Source organism: Arthrobacter sp. SX1312, assembly GCF_002929295.1.
Classification (GTDB): domain Bacteria; phylum Actinomycetota; class Actinomycetes; order Actinomycetales; family Micrococcaceae; genus Arthrobacter_D.
Window position 1 is genome coordinate 213,905 of the sequence record NZ_PJIM01000003.1, and the last position, 17,253, is coordinate 231,157.

Below are 17,253 nucleotides of genomic sequence, written 5' to 3' on the forward strand. Positions count from 1 at the left end.
CTGGTTCACCGGACCAGCCTAGCGCTCCGCACCGGCCAGGCAACCGGCCGGGTGCGGAGCCCGCGCCTCCACCGCCGGTAGCATGGCAGGGTGAGCCCCACCGCCGTCCGACCCCGACGGGACAGCCCCCAGCAGGCCGGATCCTGGGTCCTCGCTCCCTCCCTCGCCTTCACACGCGACGCGCTGCTGGCCCGCCTCCTCGGCGCTGCGTCCCCGGGCGGGGCCCTGCGCTGGGCCGTCCCGCTGGCCGTGGCCCTGCTCGCCGGGATCCTGCGCTTCGTGCGCCTCGGCGAACCCGGGTCCCTCGTGTTCGACGAGACGTACTACGTCAAGGACGCCTACTCGCTGCTGCAGTCGGGGTACGAGCGTGAATGGCCGGAGAACGCGAACGAGTCCTTCGACGCCGGCGATCCCGGCGTGCTGCTCGGCACCCCCGACTACGTGGTCCACCCGCCGGTCGGCAAGTGGATGATCGCCGTCGGCATGCTGCTGTTCGGCTCGGACAATGCGTTCGGCTGGCGCTTCTCCGCCGCCGCCGTCGGGACCCTCTCGGTGCTCCTGCTCGCCGTCGTCGCCCACCGGATGTTCGGCTCGGCGCTGCTGGGGGCCGCGGCCGGGCTGCTCCTCGCGGTCGACGGGCACCACCTCGTGCAGTCGCGCACCTCGCTGCTGGACATCTTCCTGAGCTTCTGGCTCCTCGCCGCGTTCGCGGCGCTCCTGGCGGACCGCGACGACGGACGGCGGCGGCTCGCGGACCGGCTCGCGGCGCCGCCGTACGGGGGCGGGCCCTCCCGCGCGCAGCTGACCTACGGCCCCTTCCTGGGGTTCCGTCCGTGGCGCCTCGCAGCCGGCGTGTGCCTCGGACTCGCCCTCGGCACCAAGTGGTCGGCCCTCCCGTTCATCGCCGCGTTCGGCCTGATGACCGTCGCCTGGGACATGAGTGCGCGGCGCATCGCCGGGGTGCACCACTGGGTGCTGGGGGCTGCGCTGAAGGACGGCCCGCCGGCCTTCGCCTGCCTCGTCCCCGTGGCCGCGCTCACCTACCTGGCAGCATGGACGGGGTGGTTCCGGTCCTCGGACGCCTACGACCGCACCTGGGCCCAGCAGAACCCGTCGGAACAGTGGGGCTGGCTGCCCGACGGGCTCCGCTCCCTCGCCGAGTACCACCGCAGCGCCTACGCCTTCCACCAGGGCCTCGGCTCCGACCACCCGTACGAGGCGAGCGCCTGGTCGTGGCTCGTGGTGGGCCGCCCGACGTCGTACTTCTACGAGAAGCCGGCCGGGTGCGGGGCGGAGGCGTGCTCGCAGGCCGTGACCGTGCTCGGCAACCCGCTCATCTGGTGGAGCGCCGCGCTGTCCCTGATCGTGCTCCTGTTCTTCTGGCTGGGCCGCCGCGACTGGCGCGCCGCGGCCATCCTCACCGGTGTCGCGGCGGGCTACCTCCCCTGGTTCCTGTACCCCGATCGGACCACCTTCTACTTCTACGCCGTGGCCTTCGAGCCGTTCCTCGTCCTGTCCCTGGTGTACTGCCTCGGCCTCGTGCTCGGCGGGCCCGCGGCGGACGGCGCCCGGCGGCGGACGGGTATCGTGCTGGTGGGGCTCTTCCTGGCCGCCGCCGTCGCGCTGTCGGCCTACTTCCTGCCCATCTGGACCGCCGAGGTCATCCCCTACGACCAGTGGCGCGACCGCATGTGGCTGCCGAGCTGGATCTAGGCCGCGGCCCCCGGGTCCTCCGGGCCCTACCGGAACGAAAGCGAGCACCTGTGCGCGAAGCCATCACGGAACTCCTGGTCGGCCTGCCGGCGACCGGCAACACCACCGACCTCCTGCTGCGGACCCACGACGCCGATCCGGGGCGGGCGCTGTACGCGGTGCGGTCAGGGACGCGGTGGCAGGACGTCTCGGCGGCCGAGTTCCTGCAGCAGGTGACGCGCGTCGCCAAGGGCCTGGTGGCGCGCGGTGTGCGGCCCGGCGACGCCGTGGCCGTGATGTCGGGGACGCGCTACGAGTGGACGCTCGCCGACGTCGCGATCTGGTTCGCCGGAGCCGTCACCGTCCCCATCTACGAGACCTCCTCCGCCCACCAGGTCGCATGGATCCTCGAGGACGCACGGCCCGTCGTCGTGTTCGTCGAGGACGGGACGCGGGCCGGCGTGGTCCTGGACGCCCTCGCACGGACCGGCCTGGCGGACGCGACCGCCCTGGTCCGGCTGGCCCGCGAGGCGCCCGACGGCGTGGAGAGCCTCGCGACGCTCGGCGAGGACGGCGCCGCGGTGTCCGACGACGCACTCGAGGCGGCGCGGTCCTCCCGCGGCCTCGGGGATGCGGCGTCCATCGTCTACACCTCCGGCACGACGGGACGGCCGAAGGGCTGCGTCATCACGCACGGCAACCTCGCGCTGTTCGCCGTCAACACCCTCGAGTTCCTGCCGGAGTTCCTGAGGCAGGAGAACGCCCGGACCCTCATGTTCCTGCCCCTGGCCCATGTGCTGGCGCGTGCCGTCCAGGTGGTGTGCTTCACGGGCGGCATCACGCTGGCACACTCCGGCTCGGCGCAGCAGCTGCTCGAGGACCTGAGGACCTTCAAGCCGACGTTCCTGCTCGCCGTCCCGCGCATCTTCGAGAAGATCCACGCCACGGCAGGCCGGCGCGCGGCGGAGTCCGGCAAGGGGCGGCTCTTCGCGGCCGCCGAGCGCACCGCCGTCGCCTACTCGCGTGCGGTGGACGCCGGCGGCCGGGGTGGCCGCGGCCCCTCGCCCGTCCTGCGGGCATCGCACGCGGTCTTCGACAGGCTCGTGTACCCGCGGCTGCGGGACGTCTTCGGCGGCGAGGTCACCTACACGGTGTCCGGGGCCGGCCCGCTCAGCGAGCACCTGACCCACTTCTTCCGCGGCGCCGGGGTCATGGTGCAGGAGGGGTACGGCCTCACCGAGAGCACCGCGCCGTGCACGGTGAACACGGTGTCCCTGACGCGCGTCGGATCCGTCGGCATCCCGATGCCCGGCACCAGTGTCCGGCTGGACGACGACGGCGAGGTGCAGGTGAAGGGCGCGGGCGTCTTCGCCGGGTACCACCGGAACGGTGCCGCGACGGCGGAGGCCTTCACCGGTGACGGCTACTTCAGGACCGGCGACCTCGGCGCGCTCGACGACGACGGCTTCCTGACCATCACCGGCCGGAAGAAGGACCTGCTGGTGACCGCGGGCGGCAAGAACGTGGCACCGGGCCCCCTCGAGGAGAAGCTCCGTGAGCACGCGCTCGTCGGCCAGGCCGTCGTCGTCGGCGAGGGCCGGCCGTTCATCGCGGCGCTCATCAGCCTGGACCGCGAGGCCCTCGACCCCTGGGCGGCGGCGCACGGCCGGCCCGGGCTGACCGCGGAGCAGGCCGCCCTGGACACCGACGTCCTCGCCGACCTGCAGTCCGCCGTCGACGGCGCGAACGCCACCGTCTCGCAGGCGGAGCAGATCCGGAAGTTCACCGTGCTCGACGTCGACCTCAGCGTCGAGTCGGGGCACCTGACGCCCACCCTCAAGCTGAGACGGGCCGCCGTCGTCGCCGACCACGCCCTGGCGGTGGACGAGCTCTACGCCAGGCGGTGACCGCGGCGTCCCGGGGAGCCGCCAGGCGTCCGGGGATCCGCTAGGGGGCGTCCAGCGCCTCCCGGGACCGTGCCCGCGCTGCGTCCTGGGCCATCATGGAGCGGTCGCGGCGGGCCTTCGTGGGCCAGGTGAGGACCAGCGTGAGGATCGTCGCCGTGAGCACGAGAACCGCGACCGTCACGGCGGAGTCCGTCCAGAACTGCTCGGGGAACAGCCGGATGAGGGTGTCGTCCACACGGAAGGTCCAGGTGCCGTCGGCGAAGAACAGGGCGTGGACCTGCGTGAAGAAGGTCTGCCACGCGAGGATCGCCAGCACGGTCAGGACCACCATGCCGACCAGCGTCAGCACGGCACCTGAGAACAGCGCCCGGCGGACCCCGCCCTTGTAGTGCCGCGCGAGGTAGGTGCAGGCCGCGACGGCGAGGACGAGGAGCACGAGGGCGATGACGAAGGACAGCCCGAGGACGCCCTTCACATCGGCCATGTGGCCCACCTCCGACTCGAGGAACAGCGGCTCGCCCTCGGGCGTCACCAGGTCGCCGAGGTACCGCGGCGGCGCGAAGTTCAGCACGTAGTCGAGCGCGTACGAGCCGTAGGTCATGCGGTCGTCCAGCGAGAAACCGAACCGGTCGGCGGGGAACCCGGGCCGGTGGTACTCCAGCCACAGGAACGACGACGTCGCCACGGCCCGGATGGCGGCCGCGACCACGATGACCGGGAAGAACAGGGCGACGACGACCTGCAGGAATCGCGGGAGCGCGGGCTTCGCCGCGGCCGCCTGGTCCCGGGCCGCGGCACGCCGGGCCGCTTCGCTGTCCGGGGGGCGCACGGAGAGGGCCGCCGTGTCCGTGGACGGCTCGACGGCGGCCGGCGCGTGACTCCCACTCCCCGACGAACCGGCTCCCGACGACGGCCCTGCCACCGCGGCGGCCGCCGGGACTCCGGCAGGGTCCTGTCCGTCCGGGGAGGCAGTCGCGGCGGTGGATGCAGGGGAAACGGTCGAGGCGGTGGAGACCGTGGCCCCGTGACCGCCCGGGGTCCCTTCGTCCCCGTCGACGCCCGGGAGATCCGGCCGGCCGGCGGCCTCCCGCATCGGGAGAGGGTCGCGCTGGGTGGTGGCAGGGATCGGCTCCTCCCCGCGATCGGGATCACCAGCGCCGGAGGCGGCCGTCCCGGCCGCGGCAGCGCCGGAAGCGGCGTCGTCCTCGACCCGGGAGGCGTCGGGGGCCCCGGAGTCCGCCCCCACCGAAGCGGCGTCGTCGTCCACCCGTTCCGCACGGGATGCGACGGATGCGCTCGGACGGGTGCTGTCGGTCTCTGCCACTGCGATCTCTCCTTGATGGGTGCCGCCGGTGCCTGCATCCGGCGTCTTTCGACACTACCGGGCATTCGGGCGCCGAACGGGAGGCTCCCCGCACGCCCGTCGCTCGGGGTCAGGCGGTGACGACGGCCTCTCCCCGGTCAACGGCGCCGAGGTCGCCGCGGTGCCCCGCCGCGACCGCGCGCCGTCCGAGGATCAGGGTGTACGCCCAGTACGCGGCGAAGACCAGGAACCCGATGCCGAGGCGCAGCCACGGCGGCAGTCCGCTCGGTGTGACGAATCCCTCGACGAGCCCCGAGACGAGCAGCACCAGCACCAGCCCGAGTGCGACGGTGATGAGCGCACGGCCTTCCTCCGCGAGCGCCGCGGCGCGTGGCCTGCGTCCCGGAGCCACCCAGGCCCAGAAGATGCGCAGCCCTGCGGCGGCGGCGATGAAGATGGCGGTCAGCTCCATGAAACCGTGCGGCAGGATGTAGACGAAGAAGGTGTCGAGCCGGTCGTAGGACGCCATCATGCCGGCGGCCATGCCCACGCCCTGCGCGTTCTGGTAGAGGATGAACACCGGCCAGATGCCGGTGACGCCGAACGCGACGGCCTGCAGCGCGATCCACGCGTTGTTCGTCCAGACCAGCCCGGCGAAGGAGGCGGCAGGATTCTCCGAGTAGTAGTCGACGAAGTCCTCCTCCACGTAGCGTCGGAGTTCCTCGTCCGGCCCGAGCGCCTGGATCACTCCGGGCGTGCCGACCCAGAGGGCGTAGAGCCAGGCCACCGCGATGAAGAGCACCCCGACCACCGCCGTGAGCCACCGGATGCGGTAGAACGCAGCGGGCAGGGAGAAGACGAAGAACTGCGCAATGTCCTCCATGGTGTTGGACTTCGCCCCGGTGAACCGGGTCCGCGCGCGGGAGAGCCGGGTGGACAGCGCCCCGGACAGTGCGCTCTCGGGGTCCACGGACCGGATGATGGACAGGTGCGTGGACACGCGCTGGTAGAGCACCAGCAGTTCGTCCGACTCCGCGCCGTCGAGCCGCCGCCGGCCCACGAGGTCGTCCAGGCGTTGCCAGTCGCTGCGGTGCACGGCGATGAATGCGTCAACGTCCATGGCCCAACCCTATAGTTCCGGGGTCGTCGTGGAGCGGCAACGGCACGACGGCGCTACGCTGCAGGGAGCACGGGACCACCAGGACCCGTCACCGGTCGTCAGGGGGACATGCATGAGTTCGGTCGTCACCGGCGAGGCGGTGGTCCTCGAACTGAAGGCCGCCGGATTCGCCGCCCGGGGGCTGAGTGTCCTGATCGACATCATCGCCCAGGTCATCCTCGCGATCCTCCTGCTGCTGCTGATCGGGAACGTCTTCGGCGGCGTCCTCGACGATGCGCTCACGCGAGCCCTGGTCCTGGTCGTCGTCGTGCTGCTCCTCCTCGTCCTGCCGGTCACGGTGGAGACCGTGACCCGCGGGAAGTCGCTGGGCCGCCTCGTCATGGGGCTGCGGATCGTGCGGGACGACGGCGGTGCGATCCGCTTCCGGCACGCCTTCATCCGCGGCATGCTGGCGATCCTCGAGATCTACATGCTCGTCGGTTCGCTCGCGTTCCTCGTCTCCCTGTTCAACGAGCGCTCCAAGCGCCTCGGCGACCTGCTGGCCGGGACCTACGCGATGCGGGAGCGGGTCGTCGCCCGGTCCCGGGCCGTCCTCGTCATGCCTCCACGCCTGGAGCACTGGGCGGCCACGGCGGACATCGGGCGCCTGCCCGACGCCCTCGGCCGGAGGATGTCCCAGTTCCTGGCGCAGGCCCCGCGCCTCACGCCGTCGGCCCGCACCGCGCTCTCCCGGGATCTTGCCGCCGAAGCGGGCCGGCACGTCTTCCCCGCACCCCCGGCGGACACCCCTCCGGAGGAGTTCCTGCACGCCGTCATCGCCGCGCGCCGGGACCGCGACTATGCCGCGATGATGCGCCGCCGCGAGCGGACGGAGTCGACGGCGAAGAGGCTCCACAACCTGCCGTTCGGCTAGGGCTGGTCGACCCACTCGTCCCATGGCACGTTCCAGTCGCCGAAGCCGTCCCACACGTACATGGGGCCGTAGTCCGTGTTCAGGATCTGCACCACGTCTCCGGTCGCGAACGTGTCGTAGAAGTACTCGGCGCCCTCGGGCGACATGCCGATGCAGCCGTGGGAGACGTTGAACCTGCCGAGGGCCACCTGCGCGGCGGGGAGCGCCTCGTGCACGAACGCTCCGCCGTTGCTCAGGCGGCTCGCGTGGTTCACGACCGTCGGCGGGTAGTAGGCGGGATCGCCCGGCTCCAGGCCGATCGACTCCGCCGTGAACCGGGTGCTCTCGTACTGCTCCATCACCACCATGTAGCCCTCGGTGGAGGGCCAGTCCTCGGTGCCGAGGGTGATCGGGAACGTGGCATCGAGCTTCCCGTCGAGATACACCTCCATGGTCTTGGTGGCGTTGTCGACCACGGCCAGGCGCGTGTTGTGCGTCTTCACGGTCCTGGTCGTGTCGCCGTTGCCGATCATGCCGTTGCCGAAGTCGACGCCGAACAGCCTGGACTCGACCGTGATCGTGCTGTTCGGGGCCCAGAACGTCTCGGGGCGGTAGCGGGCCTTGGTGTCCGAGAGCCAGTAGAACGCGCCGGGCTGACCGCTCGTACTGGTGACGGTGATGGCCTTCTCGACGGCGTCCCGGTTGGTCACGGGTTCACTGAAGGTGAACTCGAGCGGCTGGCCCGTGCCCACCGTGGCTCCGTCCAGCGGGTACATCGCGGCGTCGGCCTCGTTCGCGGGCTCCACGGTCCTGAAGGTCGAGGTACCTCGCCGGGGCTGTCCGGCGGCGTCGCGGGCCGTGTAGGAGAGCTCGTACTCGGTGTCGAACGCGAGACGGTCCGTCGCGGTCCACTGCGTGCCGTCGTCGGACAGGGTCCCGGCGACGGGCGTGCCGCCCGCACGGGGGACGAGTTCGACGGCGTCGAGCGTCGCCCCGGTGACCGTCACCGCGGGCGGGGTGGCGGGGTTGACCGAGAACGCGCCGTCCGTGGGCGTGACGCCCACGGTGTAGTCGGACCGGGCATCGGGTGCCGACGCCGCGGGGGAGGATCCCGGGGACGACGTCGACGACGGCTCGAACTCGTCCCAGAAGGACGCTGTCGTGATGCCCACGCCACCGCCGACGGCGACGACCGCAGCGGCACCGATGGCCGCGATCGTCCAGATCTTCCGACTCGCTGCGGCCCTGCCCGATCCCTGCTTCATGCGCATGCGTCCAGCCCTTCACCGTCACTGCTCCTGAGCGGACTGTACGTCACGTGACGTGCCTCACCGCGGAGGCCGCGCGGCGTCCGTCGGGGCCTGCTCCCGCCGGCCCCCGAGGGAACCGGCAGCAACCGCCTCGGGGGGCTGCCTAGTAGCGGTACTGCTCCGACTTGTACGGACCGGCGACGTCGATGTCCAGGTACTCGGCCTGCCCCTTGGTCAGCTCGGTGAGCTCGACGCCGAGGGCGTCCAGGTGCAGGCGGGCGACCTTCTCGTCGAGGACCTTCGGGAGCACGTACACCTCGTTCGCGTACTCGCGGTTGCCCTCGGCGTCGTCCTGCTCGAACTTCGTGTACAGCTCGATCTGGGCGATCGTCTGGTTGGCGAAGGAGTTGCTCATGACGAACGAGGGGTGGCCCGTGGCGTTGCCGAGGTTCAGCAGGCGGCCCTCGGACAGCATGATGATGGAGTGCTGCTCCACGCCCGCGGACTCGTCGGCGGGGATGACCCACTCGTGGACCTGGGGCTTGATCTCGATCTTCTCGACCCCCGGGATGCGCCCGAGGCCCGCGATGTCGATCTCGTTGTCGAAGTGCCCGATGTTGCCCACGATGGCCTGGTGCTTCATGCCCGCCATGTGGCGGGCCATGATGACGTCCTTGTTGCCGGTGGTCGTGATGAAGATATCGCCCTGCGCGAGCACCGATTCCAGTTTCGCGACCTGGTAGCCGTCCATCGCCGCCTGCAGTGCGCAGATCGGATCGATCTCCGTGACGATCACCCGGGCGCCCTGGCCGCGCATGGCCTCGGCCGCGCCCTTACCGACGTCGCCGTACCCGCAGACGACGGCGACCTTGCCGCCGATCAGCACGTCCGTGGCCCGGTTCAGGCCGTCGGGCAGCGAGTGGCGGATCCCGTACTTGTTGTCGAACTTCGACTTGGTGACGGAGTCGTTGACGTTGATCGCGGGAAAGAGGATCTTGCCCTGTGCGGCCAGCTGGTAGAGGCGGTGCACGCCCGTGGTCGTCTCCTCGGTGACGCCCTTGATGCCCGCGGCGATCGCGGTCCACTTCTGCGGCTCGGAGCCGATCGTGGAGCGGAGGGTGTCCAGGAACACGGTGTACTCGTGCGAGTAGTCGGCGTCGCCCTCCTGCGGGTTCGCGGGCACCGCTCCGAGCGCCTCGAACTCGGCTCCCTTGTGCACCAGCATCGTGGCGTCCCCGCCGTCGTCGAGGATCATGTTCGGGCCGAGGCCGTTCGCCTGGCCCGGCCAGGTGAGGATCTGGGTGGCGGTCCACCAGTAGTCCTCGAGGGACTCGTTCTTCCACGCGAACACGGGCACCCCGGCAGGCTCCTCGACCGTGCCGGTGCCCACGACGACGGCCGCGGCGGCCTCGTCCTGGGTGGAGAAGATGTTGCAGGACGCCCAGCGCACCTCGGCGCCGAGGGAGGTCAGCGTCTCGATGAGGACGGCCGTCTGCACCGTCATGTGCAGGGAGCCGGCGATGCGGGCTCCCGCGAGGGGCTGGGACTCGGCGAATTCGCGGCGCAGCGCCATGAGTCCGGGCATCTCGTGCTCGGCGAGGCGGATCTGGTGGCGGCCGGCCTCGGCGAGTGAGAGATCGGCAACTTTGTAGTCGAAGGTCATGGTGTCCTGGTCCTTGGAGGTTCGGAAGGGCTGGGGATCGGCGGTGCGGCTGGCCGGGTCAGGCGCGCGCGCCGCCGTCGAGTGGTTCGCGGCGGAGGAGCACGGGGATGCCCTCGTCGAGGGTGTAGGTCAGCCGGGTGCCGTCGGGTCCCGGCGAGGAGGTCCTGAGGACGCGGCCCTCCTGGACGAGCTTCGACCCGGTGACGGGGCAGCGGAGGACGTCGAGCAATCGGGAGGGAAGATTCGCCACGGGGAGCACTTTCGCTCGGAAGGAAGAGGGATTCTGCCCTCCAGTCTACCGCGGGCGCCTTCTCCTGCCTCCATCGGAAGGTCCGGTCGGGCGGAGCCGGAGAGGTGCGGGACCAGCCGGAGCCGCCCGGTCAGGGTTCCCGCAGGATCCTCAGGTGGCCGCGCCGGGGGCCGCTGACGCCGACCGGGGGCTCCATGGGGGCCTTGGTCCCGCGGGGTCCGACCGGCGGGGCCTCGACGGTCGGCTCCGCGGCGGCTTCCCGCACGGCGTCGGCCAGGGCCAGCAGGTCGTCGGAGTTGTGCTCGGGAGCGGCGTCGGGGAGCGTCAGGCGGACCACCTCCCAGCCGCGGGGCACGGTGAGGCGTTCGGCGTGGACCGCGCAGAGGTCGTAGGTGTGGGGCTCGGCGTAGGTTGCGAGGGGTCCGAGGACCGCCGTCGAATCCGCGTAGACATAGGTCAGCGTGGCCATCGCCCGCCGGGGGCAGGCTGATCTGGAGCATTGACGGAGTGATCCCACGATCCTCAACCCTACCGGGGATCGGCCGGGGCGGCCGCCGTGACGCGCCCCGGTGGCCGCCGCGCATCGGGGGCGCGCCCGCACCCCGCACCAGCGCAGGAGTGCGTGCGGGGCGGTCGAAGGCTTAGAGTCGATGCATGCAGGATGCTCCCACACTTTCGGTGAACCTGACTGATCCGGCGGCCGCGGAAGAGGGTCCGGCGCGGTCGTTCTACGAGCGCCGTCGCAATCGCCGGGGGCGCGGCATGCGCGGTAACCTGCTTCCGCAGTACCTGCCGGGGTCGCGGACGCGGTCGGAGCAGTTCGACGACTGGGTGATGGAATCGGCCCAGCGGCTCGAGCGCCTGTGGGGCGAGCGCATCCAGGACGTGCAGATCGTGGTGCAGGAGATCCCGGACGGCCTCGAGGACATGACGCCCGAGTCCCTGCGGGGACTCCTGGGATCCTGCTCCCCCGCCTCGCCGAACCGGCCGGCCGTCATCACCATCTACCGGCACCCCGTGCTCATGGCCGCGAGGGACGTCCTGTCCGTCAACGAACTCGTGCACGACGTCGTCGTGGAACAGACCGCCGAACTCATGGGACTCGCCCCGGAGGCCGTCGATCCCGCGTACGGCCGCTCCCAGGCCTGACGGTTTCAGCGGTCCGGCGACCTCCCCGCGGAGCACCGGTCAGTAGCCGAGTTCCACCGGGATGCTCTGCGGACCCGTGGCACCGGCCGGGACGCCCGCCACGGAGATCCCGCTCCTGTCCCCGGGCAGCGTCATCATCTGCGCACCGTACACGGGGTCCCCGGTCGCATCGACGACCACCGCGACCGGCGACCGGCCGAGGGACGACGACGGCACCGTCACGGACGTACCCCCCGCGATCCCGATCACCACGGGCTCGCCCAGCGCGCCGTCGGCCAGGACGGGCGTCAGCGTGACCTCGCCCCTGCCGCTCGGCGCACCCAGGACCAGGGAGGTGTCCACGCCCTCGGCCAGGGCCATCGCGTGAGCGCTGCCGAGGCGGACCGCCGCCGGGGCGCCCGCGAGGTCCACGGGTTCGCCGTCGTCGGTCCCGCGGGTCACGCGTGCGGCCGCGACCACCGAGACGTCGGAGGTGACGGCGACCGTGTAGTTCCCCTCCGGGAGCGCGTCGAGGGGGACGCTCGTGACGGAACCGGCCGCCGCGGTCACGACTCCCCCGCCCGGCAGGGCCACGTCCCCGTCCGGCCCGAAGACCCGGATGTCGAGCACGGCGTCGCTGGACCCGGGGACGAGCACCTGCAGCGCGGGGGACGCGCTGCCGTACCCTTCCTGCTCGCGGATGCGGCGCGCCGTCGCGGCGTCCTGGACGGCGACGCCGGGCACCACCTGGGTCAGGCCGGCCGGAGCACTCGGCGACAGGAGGTCCACCCCGCCGGGCGTCAGTCCGCGCAGCACGCTCTGCTGGATGACCCCGCTCACGCGTCCGCCGTCGCTGCGTACGCGCACGGCCACCTGCTCGTGGTTGCCGGCGAGGGCGGCCAGCACGATCCGCCGGGTCTCCCCGGGGGCCACCAGCCCACCGCGCGTCCCGGCCGCCTCGATGGGTCCGTCCGGCCCGTAGAGCTCGAGCGACACGGCGGCGGGCGTGCCCGTGGGGTTGGTCAGGGTGAGGGTGGAGGACTGCCCGACGGTGGTCGCGGCGCCCAGCAGCCACAGATCACTGGAGGGCACCTGGCAGGCGGTCGCTGCGAGCCCCCGGAGGTCCCCGTCGGTGGCGGTGTAGGTGGCGGTCGCCGCGGCCACCGGCGTGAGCCCGCCCTGCGACTGCGCGCGGAGGACGGACGGGGCGTCGACGGCGATGCCGCGGGCGACCCCCGCGACGCGGTTCGTCAGGCCGTCCTCACCACTGCTGGCGGGGCGGTCCGCCGCCAGGGAGGACGCGGGCGCGAACTCCCGGATCAGCGCCAGCGGCTCCTCCCCGGCGACGGGCAGCAGCCCGCTCCCCGTCACGGTGGCACTCAGGTCGCTGAGCACCACACCGGACACCGTGGTCTTCGCGCTGGCCGACGCGGGACCGAACTCGGGATCGGCGCCCTCTCCGGCGGACTCGAGCAGGCGCGGCGGCGCAGGACACACCGCGGTGTAGTCGCCGGCCGGAACCGCGGCCGCCGGGACCCCGACGTCGGATCCGGGGCTCGTCGGCAGGGCCGCGGTCACGCCTCCGGAGGCGATCGCGGCCGTCGCCGCGAGGAGCACGACGCCGGTCGCGGCGCCCAGCGCGGTGCCGAGGCGGGTACGCCGTGGGACGCCGGCCGCCCTGTCCCGGGCGACGGCGCGCGCGGCGACGGCCGTCTCCGCGGCGACGGCGGTATCCGCACGGACCGGGGTGTCCGCCGCCCGGATACCGTGCGCCGACCGGCCGGTCGTCCGTCGACGGCTCACATCGCACCGCTTCCAGTGGTCGCCGGCTGCGGGGACGCGCCGGCCATCACGTCGTCCCGCGGGTTCCCGGGGACGGTGGCGTCGGAGAGGGGACGCCGGGTGGCCTGCCGCGCCGGGTGGCCACCCTTCGGCCTCGCGACCGCGGGCCGGGACGGGATGGGCAGGGCGAGGAGCGCCGTCAGCCCGAGGACGAGGGCCTGGATTGCTTCCACCCAGGGCTCGAAGACGCTGGAGTAGGAGATGTCCACCCTGCCGCCCGCGGCGGGCAGCGCGAAGGCCTGCTGCCACCCGTCGGACACGGGCTCGAGCCGCTCACCGTCGAGGCTCGCGCGCCACCCGGGGTCGGCCTCCTCCGCCAGGACGAGGCGCCGCCCCTCCGCGCCCGGGGGGACCGCGCCGCCCGCGTCCACGCCCGACGACGGGACGATGGCCTCCGTCCGGCCCTCGGCACCGACGACCCGCGCCCGGGCCGGAAGGTCCCCGATGTCCTCGGTCCCGCCGTCGGACATGGCCGGAGCGACGCGCCAGAGCCGGCCCGCCTCCGTGTCACCCACGGCGGTGAGGCCGGGCACGGAGTCGATGCGGCCGCTGAGGAAGTCCCCGGCGGCCTCGGACTGCCGGAGCACGACGAAGCCGACGCCGAGGTCGCGCAGGTCACCGCGGGGATCCGCGCCCGTGGCGCCGACGATCACGGCGACGCTCGTGCGCAGGAGCCGCTCCGATGCTCCGTCCTCCTGCAGGGCCACCTCCCCGGTCCCCTGCAGGGTGCGGGCCGCGTACAGCGGGTTCAGCGCATCGAGGGTCGTCCCGGCACCGCGGGTCAGGGCGGCACGGACGTCGTCGTCGTCGTCGACCGTGATGACGAGTGTCCGGGTCCGGTCCGGGCCCGTGCCGCGGTCCGCCGCCGTCGCGGGCAGCGGGCGCTCGGCCACGGGGTCCAGGCCGATCGCGGTGCCGAAGTCCGAGGAGCGGGCACTGGTGGCGGGTGCCTCCGCGGCGGGACTGCCGGGAAGCAGCACCGGCTCGGCGACCGCTGCCGGCGGGCCGGCGAGCCCGGGGGCGAGCCACAGGCCGAGACTGAGCAGCGGGCCGACGGCGAGCGCCGTGCCCGCGGCGACCCGCAGGAGCCGCCGGCCGGCGCCGGCCGGAGCCGCGGGGACGCCCGCGTCCGGGCGGCCCGGCAGCCCCGTGAGGGCGGCCGCGAGCAGGCACAGGGTCACGGCCGAGACGAGCGGTCCGGGGAACACCCCGACCAGGGCCGGGCCGTCCACCGCGACGGGGAACTGCGGGATCACCGCGCCGAGTGCCAGCGCGAGGATCGCCAGGAGCCAGAACGGGCGCACGAGGGTGCCGCGTCCGCCCCGCAGGAAGAGCGCGACGGCGGCCAGGGCGATCACGGGCCCGCCGATGACGATCGCGGCGACGAGCGACCAGGGGCCCGGGCCGAGGAGACCGGCCGCGGCGGGCGCGAGCATCGGGTCGAACCGCACCGGGAACCCGAGGAGCTGCTGCCAGGGTGCGGCCGGAGCGAAGGCGAGCGGCACGCCGGGATCGCCGAGGACACCGCGGGGGGTCGCGAGGGCCGAGAGGAGGTACGGCAGGTACAGCGCGACGACGGGCAGCAGGGTCCACCACAGCGTGCGTGCCCTCGTCCCGCCGACGACCAGCGCGACGACCAGCCCCGCCACGGCGAGTGCCCCGAGGGAGGGCGCCGACGCCGCGACCACGGCGAGGACGAGCCCGGCCGCGGCGCCGGCGGTCCAGCTGCGCGTCCCGTCGCTGCCGGGCGTGACGATGCCCTCCGGCACCGTACGCACACTCACCGCGCCCCCGACCGCCCGGACGATCCCCAGCAGGGCGAGGGGAAGCAGGATGTGGGCGAGCAGCGCGCCGAGGCGGCCCTGCCCGAGCGCGACCTGCAGGGCGGGCGCGGCCCCCCAGAAGACCGCGGCCCAGAGCCGCAGCGCGCGGGACCGCGTCAGGGCACCGGCCGCGAGCCATGCGGTGAGGCCGGCGAGGGGAAGCGCGCAGACCACGGCGACGACGACGGCCGTGTTCGCCGAGCCGAGGCCCAGCAGGGACAGCAGCCACAGCACGTACGCGAACGGCGAGCCGTGGGCGGGGAACCCGGCCCCCAGGCCGGTCCACCACGCGGTCGCGCTGTCCCAGACGGCGCCCGGGGTCGCGGCGACCGGCAGCAGCGCCCCGCCCGCCAGGGCCGGCGCCCCGATGAGGCGGTGGAGGCCCAGGACCGCGGCGGCGAGCAGCACCAGGACGGCCAGCACGGCCCCGGATCCGACCCAGAGCCGCGCCGGGGTGGTCAGCGCGGCGAAGTCGTCGTTGCTGTCCCCGGACGGGATGTACTCCTCGGTCCGCGGGTCCTGCCCGGCGGAGGCGCCGCGCGAGGTGAACGCGTCGACGACCGACCGGCGGTGGGACCACACCTCACGGCGGGACGTGATGAGCGGGCGCACGGTGGAGCGCGGCCGGCGCCGGCTCCGTCCGGCGGAGCGGCGGGACCGCCGGAGGTGGATCGGCCGGCAGACGCCGGCGAGGCTGCCGAGCAGCTGGCCCGCGCCGTGGGCGGGGTCCTTCGCCAGGAGACCGAGCAGCAGCCGGCCCAGGCCTCCGAGGACGGCGCCGACGGCGAGGAAGGGCACGGCCGGCGCGGTGGCGTGCTTGAGCCGGAGATACACCTCGGCCGCCCGCGCGCCGTGCGGCGTGGACACCGGGTGCGGCCTGGGCCGCGCGTGGCGCAGCACCGCCCGGGGCACCACCACCACGCGGTGGCCGGCGAGGCGGTTCCGCCAGCACAGGTCGACGTCGTCGCCCACGCCGTGGAGGGCCGGGTCGAAGCCCCCGAGGGCGTCCCACACGTCGCGGCGGATCAGCATGCCCGCGGAATTGACGGCGAAGACGTCGCTCCGCGCGTCGTACTGGCCCTGGTCGTGCTCGTCGACGTCGATCAGCGTGAGCCGTTCCGCCCACCGGCTGATGGACAGCCCGACGTCCACGAGTTCGCGGCGGTCGTCCCAGGCCACCTGCTTCGCCCCGGCCACGGTGACCGACGGGGCACGCTCGACGGCGAGGAGCAGTTCGGCGAGCGCCCCGGGTTCGGGAGCGGAATCGTCATGGAGGAGCCACAGCCAGTCGTGGGCGTCGCCTCCCCCGGACCCCCCGTACGGCGGGATCTCGGCGACGGCGGTCCTCACGGCGGTGCCGAACCCCGCCCGCGCGGGAGCGCCGACCACGGGGCTGCCGACCGGCAGGTGGAGCTGGAGCAGGGACGCGGACCCGTCCGTCGATCCGGTGTCGACCCCGACGCAGAGATCGGCCGCGCGTCCCTGACGTCCCAGGGCTTCCAGCGTGGCCGGAAGGTACTCGGCACCGTTGTGGGCTACGACGACGGCGGTGACGCGGAGGTGCTGCTGAATCAGACTGCTCGCTTCCGCAACCTGCGGCGCTCCCGCTCGGACAGACCACCCCAGATGCCGAAGCGCTCATCGTTCTCCAGCGCGTACTCGAGGCACTCGGACTTCACGATGCAGGACCCGCACACCTTCTTGGCGTCGCGGGTGGACCCGCCCTTCTCGGGGAAGAAGGCCTCGGGGTCGGTCTGCGCGCACAGGGCGTCCGCCTGCCAGGACAGCTCGCCGTCGTCGTCGACGTTGCCCGGCGCGAGCGGCTGCCCGATCCAGGTGGGCCGGTCGGCCGGCGCCGACTGCGGCCGGGCATCCTCCTGCACCTCGGGATCCAGGCCCGGAAGAACGAGGAGGCTGCTGGGGCCGTCGACGTCGGGGAGGAGCGTGAGGGTCTGGTGGGCGCTGAGGAACGCGGTGGCCTGATCCTCGAGCACGGAACGCGTGCCTTCGCGGTACCGCTCGCCTGCCACCGGGTCGGCGGGATCGAGGAACCAGTCGGCCGGAACGCCCCGTGACCCGTAGCGGGCCGAAGCCTGCGCCGCGATATCTGGTCGTTCCTGTGTGCGTTCTGCCTGCCCCATGATCAGCCTTCCCGGTGTCGCCGTTCCAGCATCAGCATGGGGCGACCCTCGCGCCCGCCTGCTGGAACAGATCCGTTGCCCTAATTACACGGGTGTAACACGATTTTCGTCAAGCGGCGGGGGGAACCTTATAGAGTCGGAGCGTGACACGCACGAGTGGCACGCCGTCAGGACTACCTGTTTTCGTCGGCGAGTCGGCAAGTAGTCATCCCCACCGCGTCGGCGCGAAACCGACCCTCGAG

13 protein-coding genes are annotated in these 17,253 nt (G+C 73.1%); 4 read left to right on the top strand and 9 right to left on the bottom strand.

The genetic code is table 11. From position 1 onward, the window contains the following. Positions 1-90 precede the first annotated feature (90 nt). Together CXQ92_RS14165 and CXQ92_RS14170 are read left to right on the top strand one after the other, a co-directional pair. A complete protein-coding gene (locus CXQ92_RS14165) occupies positions 91-1,713 on the top strand; it encodes a dolichyl-phosphate-mannose--protein mannosyltransferase (RefSeq protein WP_104168413.1) in 1,623 nt (540 codons plus the stop codon). Between the two features lie 50 nt (positions 1,714-1,763). After that, positions 1,764-3,599, top strand: coding sequence for a long-chain fatty acid--CoA ligase (locus tag CXQ92_RS14170; protein ID WP_104168414.1), 1,836 nt, complete (start codon positions 1,764-1,766; stop codon positions 3,597-3,599). Between the two features lie 40 nt (positions 3,600-3,639). Here CXQ92_RS14170 and CXQ92_RS14175 read toward each other — a convergent pair whose 3' ends face one another. Together CXQ92_RS14175 and CXQ92_RS14185 are read right to left on the bottom strand one after the other, a co-directional pair. Then, positions 3,640-4,923 carry a TIGR01906 family membrane protein gene (locus CXQ92_RS14175; RefSeq protein ID WP_258069960.1) on the bottom strand — a complete coding sequence of 428 codons (1,284 nt, stop codon included), beginning with the start codon at positions 4,921-4,923 and terminating at the stop codon, positions 3,640-3,642. Between the two features lie 109 nt (positions 4,924-5,032). Further along, complete coding sequence (locus CXQ92_RS14185) at positions 5,033-6,022, bottom strand: stage II sporulation protein M (protein ID WP_104168417.1); 990 nt, start codon at positions 6,020-6,022, stop codon at positions 5,033-5,035. A 112-nt stretch (positions 6,023-6,134) separates the two neighbouring features. On the opposite strand from CXQ92_RS14185, the gene CXQ92_RS14190 reads away from it, so the two are divergent. Further along, positions 6,135-6,935, top strand: a complete 801-nt coding sequence (locus CXQ92_RS14190) for an RDD family protein (protein ID WP_104168418.1) — start codon at positions 6,135-6,137, stop codon at positions 6,933-6,935. Here CXQ92_RS14190 and CXQ92_RS14195 read toward each other — a convergent pair. From CXQ92_RS14195 to CXQ92_RS14210, 4 genes are all read right to left on the bottom strand, one after another. After that, positions 6,932-8,185 (bottom strand): Ig-like domain-containing protein, encoded by a 1,254-nt coding sequence (locus CXQ92_RS14195; protein ID WP_104168419.1) that lies wholly within the window; start codon positions 8,183-8,185, stop codon positions 6,932-6,934. The genes CXQ92_RS14190 and CXQ92_RS14195 overlap by 4 nt on opposite strands. A gap of 142 nt (positions 8,186-8,327) precedes the next feature. Then, complete coding sequence (gene ahcY / locus CXQ92_RS14200; protein WP_104168420.1) at positions 8,328-9,827, bottom strand: adenosylhomocysteinase; 1,500 nt, start codon at positions 9,825-9,827, stop codon at positions 8,328-8,330. A gap of 58 nt (positions 9,828-9,885) precedes the next feature. Next, positions 9,886-10,077 (bottom strand): hypothetical protein, encoded by a 192-nt coding sequence (locus CXQ92_RS14205; RefSeq protein WP_104168805.1) that lies wholly within the window; start codon positions 10,075-10,077, stop codon positions 9,886-9,888. Positions 10,078-10,207: 130 nt separating this feature from the next. Beyond that, on the bottom strand, positions 10,208-10,594 hold the full coding sequence (locus tag CXQ92_RS14210) for a DUF3499 domain-containing protein (protein WP_104168421.1): 387 nt from the start codon (positions 10,592-10,594) through the stop codon (positions 10,208-10,210). Between the two features lie 137 nt (positions 10,595-10,731). On the opposite strand from CXQ92_RS14210, the gene CXQ92_RS14215 reads away from it, so the two are divergent. Then, a complete protein-coding gene (locus CXQ92_RS14215) occupies positions 10,732-11,226 on the top strand; it encodes a metallopeptidase family protein (RefSeq protein ID WP_104168422.1) in 495 nt (164 codons plus the stop codon). Between the two features lie 39 nt (positions 11,227-11,265). On the opposite strand, the gene CXQ92_RS14220 is transcribed toward CXQ92_RS14215, so the two are convergent. Genes CXQ92_RS14220 through CXQ92_RS14230 form a run of 3 tightly spaced genes read right to left on the bottom strand, consistent with a single transcriptional unit; the run spans position 11,266 to position 17,011 of the window. After that, positions 11,266-13,008 (bottom strand): DUF5719 family protein, encoded by a 1,743-nt coding sequence (locus tag CXQ92_RS14220; protein WP_104168423.1) that lies wholly within the window; start codon positions 13,006-13,008, stop codon positions 11,266-11,268. Continuing rightward, the gene (locus tag CXQ92_RS18705) at positions 13,005-16,496 is read right to left on the bottom strand and encodes a glycosyltransferase family 2 protein (protein ID WP_306738644.1); all 3,492 of its coding nucleotides are present in this window, start codon (positions 16,494-16,496) and stop codon (positions 13,005-13,007) included. The genes CXQ92_RS14220 and CXQ92_RS18705 overlap by 4 nt, the downstream gene beginning before the upstream one ends. Further along, positions 16,442-17,011 (bottom strand): WhiB family transcriptional regulator, encoded by a 570-nt coding sequence (locus CXQ92_RS14230; protein WP_104168425.1) that lies wholly within the window; start codon positions 17,009-17,011, stop codon positions 16,442-16,444. The genes CXQ92_RS18705 and CXQ92_RS14230 overlap by 55 nt, the downstream gene beginning before the upstream one ends. Positions 17,012-17,253 lie beyond the last annotated feature (242 nt).

Bases quoted from the DNA above. Each gene is read 5' to 3' on its own strand.
- CXQ92_RS14185 (WP_104168417.1), bottom strand. From the start codon at position 6,022: ATGGACGTTGACGCATTCATCGCCGTGCACCGCAGCGACTGGCAACGC.
- CXQ92_RS14190 (WP_104168418.1), top strand. From the start codon at position 6,135: ATGAGTTCGGTCGTCACCGGCGAGGCGGTGGTCCTCGAACTGAAGGCC.
- CXQ92_RS14195 (WP_104168419.1), bottom strand. From the start codon at position 8,185: ATGCGCATGAAGCAGGGATCGGGCAGGGCCGCAGCGAGTCGGAAGATC.
- ahcY (WP_104168420.1), bottom strand. From the start codon at position 9,827: ATGACCTTCGACTACAAAGTTGCCGATCTCTCACTCGCCGAGGCCGGC.
- CXQ92_RS14215 (WP_104168422.1), top strand. From the start codon at position 10,732: ATGCAGGATGCTCCCACACTTTCGGTGAACCTGACTGATCCGGCGGCC.
- CXQ92_RS14230 (WP_104168425.1), bottom strand. From the start codon at position 17,011: ATGGGGCAGGCAGAACGCACACAGGAACGACCAGATATCGCGGCGCAG.